Origin of the sequence: Natrialba swarupiae, assembly GCF_008245225.1 — an archaeon.
Classification (GTDB): Archaea; Halobacteriota; Halobacteria; order Halobacteriales; family Natrialbaceae; genus Natrarchaeobius; species Natrarchaeobius swarupiae.
In genome coordinates, this window is sequence record NZ_VTAW01000002.1 from 259,200 (window position 1) to 272,291 (window position 13,092).

Here is a 13,092-nt window from a genome sequence, read left to right on the forward strand (position 1 = left end):
GATCCTGGCGATCCCGATACGATCCAGATGTCCCCGGCGACGACCTACAGGGTGTAGTCGTGTTCGCCGTCTTCGGTCTCGAGGAACGCCTCGAGGAGGTCGATCGTCGCGGCGACGTCGTCGACGTGAGCGGCCTCCGTAACGGTGTGGAGATATCGGGTCGGAACGGAGATCGCGCCGACCGGCTTCGCACCCGCCGTGTGCTGGAACCCCGCCGTGTCGGTGCCGCCGGCGGGCAGGATCTCGAGTTGGTAGTCGATCTCCTCTTCCTCGGCGACGGCTTTCATCCGCCGGTGGACCTTCGGGTTCGTGATGACACTCGAGTCTTTGAGCTTGATCGCGGAACCCTCGCCGAGTTCCGTGACGTGTTTCCCTGCGTCGAAGCCGGGGACGTCGTTGGCAACGGTGACGTCGAGTGCGATCGCGAGGTCGGGATCGACGTCGACGCCGAGCGCCCGCGCGCCGCGGAGACCGACCTCCTCTTGGACGGTCGCACAGAAGTGGATCGTCGCGTCGGGCGCCTCGAGTCGGTCGGCGGCTTCGAGCATCGCGAACAGACAGACCCGATCGTCGAGTGCCTTGCCAGTGACCATCTCGCCGACGCGCTCGGTCCGCTGGTCCATCGTCACGAGGTCGCCCGGCGACACTCGCTCCTCGAGTTCCGCGGTCGGGAGGCCGACGTCGACGAAAACGTCTTCCACGTCGGGCGTCTTCTCCCGCTCGTCTTCGTCTAACGTGTGTGGGGGCGGCGAGCCGATAATTCCGGGGAGGTCGCCGTCTTCGGTGTGTACCGTCACCCGCTGGGCTTTCAGCACGCGGGCGTCCCACCCGCCGAGCGCGTCGAGTTCGAGAAAGCCGAAGCCGTCGTCTTTTCCGCGGACGTGTCGAACCATGAAGCCGATCTCGTCCATGTGGGCGGCGACGGCGACGGCGTGCTCGGAGCTCCCCTCGAGCGTTCCGACGACGTTGCCCATCGCGTCGGTTCGAACGCGGTCGACGCTCTCCTCTAGCTGGTCGACGACGAGGTCACGGATACGATCCTCGTAGCCGGGGACGCCACTCGTTTCTGTCAGTTCCGCGAGAACGTCGATATCGAATTCCGCTGGATCCATACTGGACGTGACGGCCGTTCGATGATAAACGCGTGGGTCGTACTGTCGGAGAAGTCAGTGAGGTGTCGGTTCCGAACTCGCGGACGTCCCCAACGATGACGCCCCAGGGGAGCGATCGGTCTTCGAACAGTGCTGTCCGCATCATCCTATCGTGATCCGTGGATGACGTACTGGTGAACCGAAACCTGGAGATATTAACCACGGAGTATTAACCGATCGGGACGTTACCTCTGTGTATGAGTAACGTACGCGTTGTAGGAACGGGGATTACCCCGTTCGGAAACGTTCCCGAACGGACCGGGCGGGACCTCTTCGCCGAAGCGAGCATCGCGGCATTCGAAGACAGCGGCGTCCCCAGAGACGACGTCGAGGCCGTCTTCTACGGGAATTTTATGGGTGAACTCGCAGAACACCAGGGCCACCAGGGACCCCTGATGGCCGAAGCCGCGGGTGTCCGTGCGCCGGCAACCAGATACGAGTCGGCGTGTGCCTCGAGCGGCGTCGCGGTCAGGGACGCCGTCTATCGGATTCGGAGCGGAGAAGCGGACGTCGTCCTCGTCGGGGGTGCCGAGCGGATGACGAACCTCGGGACAGCGGGCGCGACGGAGGCGCTTGCGATCGCCGCCGACGACCTCTGGGAGGTCCGGGCTGGGATGACGTTCCCGGGTGCATACGCGCTGATGGCCAAGGCGTACTTCTCGAAGTTCGGCGGCGATCGGGAGGATCTTGCACACGTCGCGGTCAAAAACCACGAGAACGCCCTGCCGAACGAGAAGGCCCAGTACCGAAGCGCGATCACCGTCGAAGACGCCCTCGAGGCGCCGTGGGTGTCGACGCCGCTCGGTCTGTACGACTCCTGTCCGATCTCGGACGGTGCCGCTGCACTCGTGTTGACGAGCGAGGCGTACGCGGAGGAAAACGACCTCGACGCTCCGGTCGCGATCACCGGAACGGGGCAAGGGGGCGACCGGCTGGCACTTCACGACCGCGAACACCTGGCTCGTTCGCCGGCAGCCCGCAAAGCGGGCGAGGAAGCGTACGCCGACGCCGGCGTCGGCGCAGGCGATATCGACGTCGCGGAGGTCCACGACTGCTTTACGATCGCCGAGGTGCTCGCGATCGAAGCTCTCGACATCGAGGGAGTGGGCGAAGGCATCTCGGCCGCTCGAGACGGCCGGACGACCGCGGACGGCGAGACGCCGATCAACCTCTCGGGTGGCCTGAAAGCGAAAGGTCACCCGGTGGGCGCGACCGGCGCCTCACAGATCGCGGAGGTGGCGTCGTTGCTCGCGGGAGAACACCCGAACAGCGAGCACGTCGAGGACGCGACGACCGGCCTCGCCCACAATGCGGGTGGCACGGTCGCCAGTGCGACCGTTCACGTACTGGAGGTGGTCGCATGAGCGAGCGTAGCGAGGCGAAAGCGATGACGCCAGCGCGGACGCTGGAGGTGGTTGCATGAGCGACGAGCGTGGCGTACAGGACGCCGGCTACGACGAGTGGCTCGACGCCGTCGAGGACGGCAACGCGTTCTACCTCGAGTGTCCGAACGGGCACGGGTCGTTGCCACCGCGACGGGTCTGCGTCGACTGCGGTTCGACGGATCTCGAACGTGTCGATCTCCCCGAAACCGGAGAGATCGAGACGTTCACCGTCACACACGTTCCGACACCTGCGTTCGAGGAGGACGCACCGTACGCGACGGCGATCGCGAACTTCGGCTCGGTCAGAATCACCGGACAGATCGTCGGTCTCGACCCCGACGCCGTCGAGAACGGACTCGAGGTCGAACCCAAAGTTACGATCTCCGAGACGACCGACGAGCGCGTTCTCGGCCTCGAGCCGGTGTAACGAGAGACGGCAGTTACTCTCCGACGTCGGTCTCGGCGCTCGTCAGCCCCGCGCTCAGATACTCGACGAACGTCTCGGGGTGTTCGGCGTGTGGAAGTTGCGTCGCGTAATCGATGACGACCAGCTCTAGGTCGGCGGCCTCCGCGAGGTCCCGACCCTCACGCAGCGGAACGAGTTCGGCGTCCCGACCCCAGACGAGCGTCGTCGGGACCTCGAGTTCGGCCAGTGTGGTAGCGAGGTCGACGTCGGGGTCGAGCGTTCCGGCGGCGAAGGAGGCAGACGCGTACCGGGAACCCGGTTGATGAGCGCCCTTCCAGGCGTAGGCGACTTTGGCGTCGTCGATTGCTGCGGAATCGTAGTAGCCGTCCCGGTCGTAGAAGTACCGTATCGAAGGTTTGCTCGCGAGCAGGTTGTAGACCGTCGTGCCGACGATCGGCGTCCGAACGAGGGTGCGAAGCCACGGCCGTTCCGGCGCGGTCTCGTCGGTCGGGCAGATCAACACGAGTGCGGTCACGTCGGTTTCGCCCGCGGCATCGGCTGCGAACGAGCCGGTCAGCGACGAGGCGACGACGACGGGGTCGTCGGTGACGTCCGCCGCAAAATCCCGGACGAACTCCGCATACAGCGTCGGCGAGTAGACGAGTGGCGGACGCTCCGACCGGGCGAATCCCGGGAGATCGACCGCGACGACGTGGTAGTGTTCGGCGAGCCGTTCGAAGACCGGTTCGAACTCGTTGCTGCTCGCACCGGCGTGGATTCCGTGGAGCAAGAGCACGTCCTGATCGTCGGGGTCGCCGGCGACGGTGTAGCGCACCTCGATCCCGCGCCATCGGAACGTCCGTTCGACGCCGGAAAGCGGGTTCTCGAGGTCGCCTGCGCGTTTCGCGAGAAGGCGGTTTCCGACCACGGCAGCGCCGACGGCACCAGCGGCTGCGCCGAGAAGCGTTCGAACTTTCATACGACGGCTGTTCGTTGGCGACGCTCTTAGATGTACGGTCGACCGATCGAAAACGGCGTTGACGACCTCCTCTCGCGCCCGGCATAGCCGACGCTCACGGCTCGCCTGAACCCTCGACGTCGAGTTCCTCGAGACAGCGTTCGACGGGATCGAGCAGTTCGTCCGCGATGGTGTACGGGTCGGTCTCGCCGCGACGGACGGCGTCGGCGAGTTCGTCGGTCCCGCCGGCGCGCTCGAGTTCGTCCTCGAGTATCGCGTGTACGTCCTCTCTGAGGAGGGTTCGAATCTCTTCCGCGTAGCGGTTTCGGGCCTTCGTAGCGCGTTCACCCGACTCCACGAGGTAGGTCCGATGGGCAGAGAGTTCGTCGACGAGCGCGTCGATCCCGTCGCCCGTCGTGGCGATAGTTTCGACGATCGGGGGCGTCCACTCCTCGACTGTTCCGTCGTCCACGGCAGTGCTCGAGTCGGTGTCGGTTCCGTGGCCGACGCCGGTACCGGGACCGTGGTGGCCCGATGGATCGGAGCCGTGACCCTGGCCGCCGTCGTCGAGGCTGATCATCTCGCGCAGTTCCTGGACGGTCCGGTCGGCACCGTCACGGTCGGCTTTGTTGACGACGAACACGTCTGCGATCTCGAGGATGCCGGCTTTGAGCGTCTGAATCTCGTCGCCCGATCCGGGTGGAACGAGGACGGCAACCGTATCCGCAGTACGGACGACGTCGATCTCGTTTTGGCCCGCGCCGACGGTTTCGATGATGATCTTGTCTTTGCCGAACGCGTCCATCGCTTTGACGGCGTCGGCGGTCGCGGTCGAGAGTCCGCCGAGGGTCCCGCGGGCGCTCATCGAGCGGACGAAGACGTCCATGTCGCCGACCGTCGAGGCCATCCGAATCCGGTCGCCGAGGACGGCTCCGCCGGTAAACGGCGAGGAGGGATCGATAGCGACGATACCGACCGTCTCACCCCGCTCACGGTAGGTCTCGGCGAGTTTGTCGACGAGCGTCGACTTCCCTGCGCCGGGACTTCCGGTGATCCCGATCACGTCGGCACCCCCGGTGTGTGCGTAGAGTTCGGAGACCAGCTCCCGATAGCCGGTCGATCGGTCCTCGATCTTCGAGATGACGCGAGCCAGCGCCCGATATTTTCCTGCGAGGAGATCCTCGAGCAACGCGTCGTCGTCCGAATTCATCGTTCGGGTGCGTTCGTGCGGACGAACTCGACGGTTTCCTCGATCGACGTTCCCGGGCCGAAGATGGCCGCGACGCCCTCGTCGTAGAGGTCGTCTCGATCCTCCTCGGGGATGACACCGCCAACCAGGACCAGCGTGTCGGATTTGGCGTCGTACTCTTCGAGGCCGTTCATGACTTTCGGGACGAGCGTGTCGTGTGCACCCGAGAGAATGGAGATACCGAGGACGTCGACGTCCTCTTGAACTGCGGCCTGAACGATTTCGTCGGGCGCCTTGTGCAGCCCGGAGTAGATGACTTCGAACCCAGCGTCGCGGAAGGCGCGGGCGACCACGTGAGCCCCCCGATCGTGGCCGTCGAGTCCCACCTTCGCGACGAGACACCTGATCGCTCCCTGATCGTTGCTCATACACACAGTTTTACGGCCGTCTCTTTGACTCTAACGGAACTCCAGGTCCGTGAAAACATGTTTTCACCGTCGAAACCGATGAACCGGCGGGTAATGTTAGATATGTTGACAGTCATCGACTCCGTCGGTATACCGAACCAAAGGCTAAAGAGCGAAACTACCGAACAATTAGTCAATGACTATCGTTCGTCTATTGCGGAGGGATCTCTCGTGGGCGTCGAAATAAAAGAAAACAGGGTACCCGATACCGAGTTCGAAGAGATGAAAGCGTTCGTCTTCGAGTACCTTGCGGCGAGCGTCGGGAAAGAAGAAGAAGGCGGCCGCATGCGGTGGTACCCGTGGCACTCCGCGGAGTATCGGCACAACCACATCCTCAACGTGGTCGATCTCGCCGAAGAGATCGCCCGGAAGGAAGGTGCCGACGCCGACGTCACTCGCGTCGCCGCGCTCTTTCACGACGTCGCCAAACTCGAGGCCGACCAGGAGCTCCACGCCGAGGCTGGTGCTCGCGTCGCCCGCGAGTACCTCGAGTCGCGTTCGGAGTACCCCGAGTCGTTCATCGACCAGGTGTGTCAGGCGATCGAACACCACTCCTACCAGGGCAACCTGAACGATCTCGCACTCGAGACGCAGTGTCTCATCGAGGCCGATCTGCTCGACAAGATCGGCGCCAACGGTACCGCGTTGATGTTGTTGCGGATGGGCTACGAGGCACGGACCCATATGGACGCAGACGAGATGATCGAACGCGTCCTCGAACGTGGCTACGACGCGGCCTCACGCGTTCGAAGCGACACCGCCGAGAGCATCGCCCACCAGCGGCTCAAACGCGTCAAGTGGTTCCGCGAGTGGCTCGAGGACGAGATCGCCGCTATGGGGTAACGCTTCGGCCGCTCAGTCGGGGCTCACGGTAGCCTCACTTTTTCCGGGTTCGAGCGCATCCGGCGGTGTTTTTTCGGCTGAGCGGTTCGCTCCGGGCTGGCCAGTCGGTACCGTGACCTGACGGAGTATCAGAAAGTACTTGCAAGCAGGCACTAGTTCGATTACCAACATGTATGCCGGGGACAATCTGAGTGACGCCTTCGACGTCACCAAACGGTATCTCAGTTCGCTCAGTGCGACCGGATGGCTCAAGATCGCACTCGTCGTTCTTCTCATCAGCGGTATCGAGCTCGGCTCGCAGCTGTTCGACGTCGATCCGACGATGGCGATCTACTCCGCCGAGGGGCCGATGGGGATTCCGATCGAGTACCTGCTCGGAGCCATCGGGCTCGCCGCCTTCGTCCTGTTCAGATATCTCTCCGCACTCTTCGAGTTCGTCTTTCTCGAGTCGCTGCGCTCGGAGGCGATTCACGTTCGCCGGTACGCTCGCGCGAACCTTCGACACGGACTGTGGCTGGTGTTGTTCCGTGCGGCGTTGTGGACCGCGTTGCTTCTGGCGATCGCGACCCCGGTTCTCCTGGCGCTTGTGTTCGGCGACGTCGGTGATATCGGAGATCTCGCGTTTCCCCTCATCCTCTCGATTCTCTTCGTCGGGGTTTTCGGATACGTCGTATTGTGGGTCGTCTACACGCTGACGACGGCGTTCGTCGTTCCCGTAATGGCTCTCGAGGATCGCGGGCCGATCGGGGCCTGGCGAACCGTCGCAGCGACGATTCGGTCGAACGTCGGCGGGACCGCTGCCTTTCTCGCGGTCGCGTGGGTGATCGGATTCTGTCTGTGGGTGGTGTTCGCCATCGGCGGCTTTTTCGTCTCGATGATCGGCCTGCTCGTGTTCGGCCTTCCGTCGATGATGTTACTGGACGGCGACCAGGGCCTCGCGATTCTCGTCGGCGTAGCGGGGATCGTCGCCTACCTCGTCTACCTCTACATCAGGTCGTTCGTCGAAGCGCCGGTTCGAAGCTACGTCCGATACTACGCGCTGTTGATCCTCGGCGACACCGACGGGAGCCTCGATCTGATCCCGGACCAACGCCGCGCGGTTCGGTCGGACCGCGGGACTTCGACAGGCGGTCGCACTCACGACGGCCGCCGCCGCACCGACGGTACGAGTAGCGACGACCCCACGTGGGGCAGCGATCGAACGGACGGAACCGACAGCGGTTCGCAGTGGTCGACGGATTCGTCTGGCCGAACGGACGACCCTGGCGAGACGCGATCCGACAGGTCGGGCACCGATGGCGATGGATCGGAGACCTGGAGCGGTCCGTCAACCTGGGAGGAGTCGACCGGATGGGACGAGGTGACCGATTCGAATCGATCGACCGGCGAAGCGGACGACTCGAGTGACGACTCGGACAGATAACGGCGGATGTCCCCGTATCACACGAGTCGAACCGCACCCATCGCGAGGAACACGAGTCCGAATCCGACCAGTACGACCCCGCTGAGTGCGGCGACCGCCGGCGCAAACGCGTCGACGCGACGCCCCGCCGAGACCAGCGCGGCGGGGTAGGCGACGATCCAGACGGCGATCCCCGCAAAGAGCCCGACCAGGAGCGTCGGGGATCCGGTCTGGACGACCAGTGTCCCCTCGAGGAGGTCGCCGACGGCGGGTGCGTACGCGAGGACATCGAGGTGTCCTGGCTCGAGGAGGCCGACGCCGACGGTGAGCCAGAAGCCGATCTGATACGGGTTCGACAGCGAGAGGACGAACGTCTTTCTGAAGCCGGTCGAGTCGGCGGAGCCGGCGTCGGTAAACGACGTAGCGGATCTGGCCTCGGCGAAAGCGCCAACGGCGAAGTACAGCATGAGGACGCCGCCGACCACGTAGAGGAGCGGCCGAACCGCAGGGTACGAATCGACGACGGCGACGACGCCGGCGAGTGCGAGCACGAAAAAGAGGACGTCGGCGAGCATCGCGCCGAGACCGGCACGAAACCCGGAAGACCATCCGCGAAGTACGCTCTCCTCGGCGATGATCGCGTTCATCGGTCCCGGTGGTGAGGCGAGAGCGAGACCGAAGACGATACCCGCAAGCGCAGTGACGACGACCACAGTGAATCGGTCGAGGTTCGGGGCCGAAACGTGAAAAAGTCGCCGTCTCGGCGACGGCGGTGGCTTTCCTCAGATCTCGATCGATACGTCGATCCGATACGCCGTTACTGAATTACGACGGCGTATCTCGCACTGCGCGGTCGTGTGGTGTGCTTTTAGTTTTGGATTACGTACGGGTACACGGAGCCGTGGATCCCTGTCACACGCTCCATGGCTCCGTCCCCATTATCACCCGTCATCGAGTCCGCTACGACTGTCCATCGAATCGCTACGTTCGAAACGGACCGCCGCGGCCTGGTTCCGACGACTAGTGTGTCGGAACTCACGATCGAACCGGTCGCGAACGACCCGTTCGCCTCTCGTACCAGTGAAGTCTTTGTAGCTCGTCACGTAGGATGTCGTATGAGCGGGGACCGACATGGCAACTGGTCTGGCCCAACGGATCGGCCGCGGGTCGACCGAGCCGCCCACCACGCGAATCGGCACGCCAGACGGGACGTTTCCGTCGATGGCGTCGTGTCACGGGCGTCTTCTCCGAACGCCAATTGGGCCCCAAAACCAGGGGGAAATCCACGATGAAGCGACGAGAACTCGTCGCTGGAACCGCGAGTATCGGTGTGCTCGCAGCTGGAGGCGGTGTCGTCCGGTGGGGTGTGCCGACGTTCGGTGGTGAGGATCGATCGTCGGACGACGATGAACCGGACGAAGACGATCAGGGGCCGCCGGAGATCAGCACGATCGACGCCCGTGGAAGCGACGCCGGCACCGTTACCGTCCCGAACGACGGCGTCACCGTCGCGATGTTCTTCGTCACTGGCTGTGGAAACTGTCAGGCACAGATGTCCCACCTCGCCGAGGCACGCGAGACGCTCCTCGAGCGAGACGGCGACCGAGTGACCGTCCTCTCGATCACCTACCAGACTCCCGAAACCATGCCGGAAGCCGACCTTCGGGAGTGGTGGGCCGACCTGGGCGGAAACTGGTACGTGGGGTACGACTCCTCTCCGAGTCTCGCTGCCAGCTATGGCGTCGTCGGCTATCCGGCGACGATCGTCGTCGACGAAGCCGGCGAAAAGCGGTGGCACGAAGTCGGCGTTCAGCCGTCTTCGGATATCGTCCAGGCGACCGACTCCGTCCTCGAGGGGGAGCCCACCGGATCCGATCGGTTGGCGAACGACAACGACGACGGCGGATAGCGGCGGTCTAACCCCGAACTGATTGGTGAAACCGATGGCCGTCGTTCGGGTTCACCCATCGGCCGACGGGTGGAACTGTACTACTGGTGCTCGATACCACGACAGCGCGGACGAGGAAAAGGCCCATTAGCCGCCCGATACTTCTGTCGAACATGGGACTCGGAAGCACCGCAAAGAAGATCCAGGGACTCTCGGATCGAGCCGAGGCGATGTACAAGCAGGTACAGCAACTCCAAAAGCGGATCATCGGACTGGAAGAGGAGATGGACGACACCCACGAGACGGTCAAACGGCTCGATCATCAGCTCACCGAACAGCGGGCGCTGTTGGTCGCAATCGCCGAAGAACAGGGTCTCGACGGCGAACAGATCCTCGCCGACGCCGCGATCGACGAGGCCGAACTCGAGGCCGAACCCGACGACGAAGGCGACGCCGCTATCACGGAAGCCGAAGGTGAAAGCACGGAGGGATCGGACGCGGAAACAGCCACTTCTGCGGAGTAACACCAGGAACGACGCGAGAGTCGTCTATCCGGCTGCCGTCGGCTCTCGTCGACAGCGGATTCTGCCGGATACTGTCGCGTAATCGCCCGCGTCGCCGACTCGCCTTCTCGCTGTCGGCTAACTACCGGACTCACACCCCGCCGTCACCTGCTCGGACGGATCGATTCTGTGCTCCCGGCCGTCGAAGACAACAGCAAGAGCTAACAATAGTGGCAACATTTGCCAGGACGATGACGACTCACGAGCGACCGTTGGATTCGGTACTCGAGACGATCGGACGGACGCCGCTCGTCCGCGTTCACGACGGTCCCGACGAAGTCCGCATATACGCGAAACTCGAGTCGTTCAATCCGGGCGCGAGCGTCAAAGACCGAATCGGCCGGTACATGCTCGAGCGAATGCTCGAGCGCGAGGAAATCTCTCCGGGCGGTACCGTTATCGAACCGACCGCGGGCAACACGGGGATCGGCCTCGCGATCGCCGCCCAGCAACTCGGGCTCGAGGCCATCTTCGTCGTCCCCGAGCGGTTCAGCGTCGAAAAACAACAGCTGATGGACGCACTGGGGGCCGAGATCATCAACACGCCGACCGACGCCGGCATGGGGGGAGCGATCGATCGCGCCCACGAGTTGGCCGCGGAGCTCGACGACGCCGTCGTTCCCCAGCAGTTCTCGAACCCGTTGAACACCGAAGCCCACTACGAGACGACCGCCCCCGAAATCTACGACGCACTCGACGGTGAGGTCGGCGCGGTCGTCGCCGGCTGTGGCACCGCAGGGACGCTCATGGGACTCGCTCGCTACGCCCTCGAGGTCCACGACGACACTCACGTCGGTGCCGTCGAACCCCACGGATCGCTCTACGGCGAACTCCTCGGTGACGACCGCGAGGAAGGCGAGTACAAGATCGAAGGGATCGGCACCCACGACACCGACACCAACGAACTGTTCGATCCCGGCCTCGTCGACGCCGTTTATTCGGTTTCGGACCGGGAGGCACACGACGAACTCCGACGGCTCGCCCGCGAGGAGGGACACCTCGTCGCCTCGAGTGCTGCCGCCGCGAGCGTCGCCGCGAAACGCGTCGCCCGCTCGATCGCCGACGGCAAACTCGAGACGCCTCACGAGACGGTGGTCACCGTCTTTCCCGACTCGAGCGAGCGCTATCTCTCGAAGGAGATCTACCGATCGTTCGAGGCGTGGAGCTCGTAGGTCAGACCGTCTGCCGTCAGTCAGTTCCGGCGTGATCGCAGAACGGGTCGCGGTCGCACCGACACACGTCGGTACAGCACTCCGGACGAGCAGGCGCTCCCTGGGAGCGCGCCATCCCGGTGTGGATCACTCGCTGGTTCCCGTGGAATCGACCGACGGTTCGACCGGCGACGCCGCGTCGTCGGCCTCCGATGTCGCACAGAGCGCTCGCGCATCACGAACGTCGAGTACGTCGTCACGTTCGACCTCCCAGACCCGCAAAACGAGGTGCGCCTTGCAGTAGTACTCGACGACCTCCATGCCGGTGTTCCGGTTCTCGAGGACGAGTTGATACGTCCCGTCGTTCGAACAGCTCTCGAACCGGTTACACATGCGTATCGATACCACGTACACCTCTGTCGGGTAAGTCTCTGTCGGTAAACGAGTTCACAGGCAACTACTGTACGACGCTGACGGACCGATAGGGCGATCCGGCTACTCACAGAAGACGACGAGCCAGCTTACTCGATCAGTTCGCGTGCGTTGTACCGCCACGTTCGAACGTGGAGGACGTCGAGATCGAGAAGACGAGCGACTTCCGCGGCGCTGATCGTCGCCAACCGCTCTGCCGAGATGATCCCGGCCTCGGCGAGTTCCTCCGCGTCGTCGGGGCCGACGCCTGCGACCGTCCGAACCGGCGTCGGACGCGGCCACGGTCGTTCCGTCTCTTCTTCGTCTGCCGATTCGATTGCGCGAGACTTCGTGTGGTCGAACGCCTGCCACCCGTCGCCCTCGCTCGCCGCGACCCAGGCGCGTTCGGCCTCGCCGAGTCCGCGCACTTCGTCCGACCGGCGATCCAGGTCGCCGTCCGTCTGGAACGACCACGGGAGTGAAAAGCGCCTTCGAAGCGTATCCGCGGTCGACTCGTCGACGCCGTCGTCCAACAGTGTCCGATACGAACACTCCTTGGCCGCGACCGCGGCGGGATCGATACCAGCCGCCTCGAGGGCCTCCCGTTCGTCAGATTTGATCTCGGATCCGCCGGGCGTTCGTTCGGCCTCGTCGGGATTACCAACGACCTGTTCGTCGTTCACGCGCGTCACCAATTACCGTTATCTCTCACCCTCCGGTCTTGAAACTTATCCTCGAGACCCCGTTCCGGTCAACTGCCTCGGGGTCAAGCCCCAAGGCTTGTCAGTGGACTCCCGCTCTAACTGCGAAGCGCAGTAGGTCGGAACCGACCGTTCGCGTTCACTGTCCCTGACTTCAGAGCCAGTTGACTCGTGGCTCGTCCAGCACCAGACTTGAGCCAGTGCTGGATAAGACGCCACCCAACGTTTCGAGCGGCGTTGTAATCGCTGTGCAACTGCTTCCCGCACTTCAGGCACTCGAACTCGTCACCATCTCGGTTATCTTCATGCGTGAACCCACATTCGCCGTGGCTACACCGTTGAGACGTGTATGCAGGATTCACATCATCCACGTCGATACCGTGTTCTTCGGCCTTGTATTCGACGTGGCGTTGCAGTTCCTTGAACGCCCACTGCTGGAACTTTGAGGCGTTCGAGATGCGCTTCCTGATATGTTTCAGGTTCTCGAACGCAATCGCTGTACACTCATTCTCGATGGCTTCTTGGACGAGTGCTTTCGAGATGCGGTGCAAGTAGTCCACGCTCCACCCAGCGAACC

The 13,092-nt window shown here is 63.6% G+C and carries 15 protein-coding genes; 7 read left to right on the forward strand and 8 right to left on the reverse strand.

Going from position 1 to position 13,092, the window contains the following annotated elements; genetic code table 11:
- Positions 1–44 precede the first annotated feature (44 nt).
- The gene (locus FYC77_RS03360) at positions 45–1,112 is read right to left on the reverse strand and encodes a M42 family metallopeptidase (RefSeq protein WP_149080098.1); all 1,068 of its coding nucleotides are present in this window, start codon (positions 1,110–1,112) and stop codon (positions 45–47) included.
- Positions 1,113–1,348: 236 nt separating this feature from the next.
- On the opposite strand from FYC77_RS03360, the gene FYC77_RS03365 reads away from it, so the two are divergent.
- A complete protein-coding gene (locus tag FYC77_RS03365) occupies positions 1,349–2,515 on the forward strand; it encodes a thiolase domain-containing protein (RefSeq protein WP_149080099.1) in 1,167 nt (388 codons plus the stop codon).
- A gap of 55 nt (positions 2,516–2,570) precedes the next feature.
- Positions 2,571–2,963 (forward strand): Zn-ribbon domain-containing OB-fold protein, encoded by a 393-nt coding sequence (locus FYC77_RS03370; protein WP_149080100.1) that lies wholly within the window; start codon positions 2,571–2,573, stop codon positions 2,961–2,963.
- A 13-nt stretch (positions 2,964–2,976) separates the two neighbouring features.
- On the opposite strand, the gene FYC77_RS03375 is transcribed toward FYC77_RS03370, so the two are convergent.
- From FYC77_RS03375 to FYC77_RS03385, 3 genes are all read right to left on the reverse strand, one after another.
- Complete coding sequence (locus tag FYC77_RS03375; protein WP_149080101.1) at positions 2,977–3,921, reverse strand: alpha/beta fold hydrolase; 945 nt, start codon at positions 3,919–3,921, stop codon at positions 2,977–2,979.
- 94 nt (positions 3,922–4,015) lie between these two features.
- On the reverse strand, positions 4,016–5,110 hold the full coding sequence (gene meaB / locus FYC77_RS03380; RefSeq protein ID WP_149080102.1) for a methylmalonyl Co-A mutase-associated GTPase MeaB: 1,095 nt from the start codon (positions 5,108–5,110) through the stop codon (positions 4,016–4,018).
- Positions 5,107–5,517, reverse strand: coding sequence for a cobalamin B12-binding domain-containing protein (locus FYC77_RS03385; RefSeq protein ID WP_149080103.1), 411 nt, complete (start codon positions 5,515–5,517; stop codon positions 5,107–5,109). Before FYC77_RS03385 ends, meaB begins: the two co-directional genes overlap by 4 nt.
- 210 nt (positions 5,518–5,727) lie before the next feature.
- Here FYC77_RS03385 and FYC77_RS03390 point away from each other — a divergent pair, with 210 nt between their 5' ends.
- Together FYC77_RS03390 and FYC77_RS03395 are read left to right on the forward strand one after the other, a co-directional pair.
- The gene (locus FYC77_RS03390; protein ID WP_149080104.1) at positions 5,728–6,399 is read left to right on the forward strand and encodes an HD domain-containing protein; all 672 of its coding nucleotides are present in this window, start codon (positions 5,728–5,730) and stop codon (positions 6,397–6,399) included.
- A 169-nt stretch (positions 6,400–6,568) separates the two neighbouring features.
- Entirely contained in the window at positions 6,569–7,822 is a 1,254-nt protein-coding gene (locus tag FYC77_RS03395) for a DUF7544 domain-containing protein (protein ID WP_149080105.1), read from the forward strand.
- Between the two features lie 17 nt (positions 7,823–7,839).
- Here FYC77_RS03395 and FYC77_RS03400 read toward each other — a convergent pair whose 3' ends face one another.
- A complete protein-coding gene (locus FYC77_RS03400; RefSeq protein ID WP_149080106.1) occupies positions 7,840–8,514 on the reverse strand; it encodes a LysE family translocator in 675 nt (224 codons plus the stop codon).
- Positions 8,515–9,089: 575 nt separating this feature from the next.
- On the opposite strand from FYC77_RS03400, the gene FYC77_RS03405 reads away from it, so the two are divergent.
- The 3 genes from FYC77_RS03405 to FYC77_RS03415 all read left to right on the forward strand — a co-directional run bounded on the left by FYC77_RS03405 (position 9,090) and on the right by FYC77_RS03415 (position 11,424).
- The gene (locus tag FYC77_RS03405) at positions 9,090–9,710 is read left to right on the forward strand and encodes a TlpA family protein disulfide reductase (protein WP_149080107.1); all 621 of its coding nucleotides are present in this window, start codon (positions 9,090–9,092) and stop codon (positions 9,708–9,710) included.
- 152 nt (positions 9,711–9,862) lie between these two features.
- Positions 9,863–10,213 carry a DUF5798 family protein gene (locus tag FYC77_RS03410; protein ID WP_149080108.1) on the forward strand — a complete coding sequence of 117 codons (351 nt, stop codon included), beginning with the start codon at positions 9,863–9,865 and terminating at the stop codon, positions 10,211–10,213.
- A gap of 230 nt (positions 10,214–10,443) precedes the next feature.
- Positions 10,444–11,424 (forward strand): PLP-dependent cysteine synthase family protein, encoded by a 981-nt coding sequence (locus tag FYC77_RS03415; protein ID WP_149080109.1) that lies wholly within the window; start codon positions 10,444–10,446, stop codon positions 11,422–11,424.
- 126 nt (positions 11,425–11,550) lie between these two features.
- On the opposite strand, the gene FYC77_RS03420 is transcribed toward FYC77_RS03415, so the two are convergent.
- From FYC77_RS03420 to FYC77_RS03430, 3 genes are all read right to left on the reverse strand, one after another.
- Complete coding sequence (locus tag FYC77_RS03420) at positions 11,551–11,796, reverse strand: hypothetical protein (protein ID WP_149080110.1); 246 nt, start codon at positions 11,794–11,796, stop codon at positions 11,551–11,553.
- Between the two features lie 128 nt (positions 11,797–11,924).
- On the reverse strand, positions 11,925–12,497 hold the full coding sequence (locus FYC77_RS03425) for a hypothetical protein (RefSeq protein WP_338016481.1): 573 nt from the start codon (positions 12,495–12,497) through the stop codon (positions 11,925–11,927).
- Between the two features lie 116 nt (positions 12,498–12,613).
- A partial coding sequence (locus tag FYC77_RS03430) for an RNA-guided endonuclease InsQ/TnpB family protein (RefSeq protein WP_149080112.1) occupies positions 12,614–13,092 on the reverse strand: 479 nt, incomplete at its 5' end.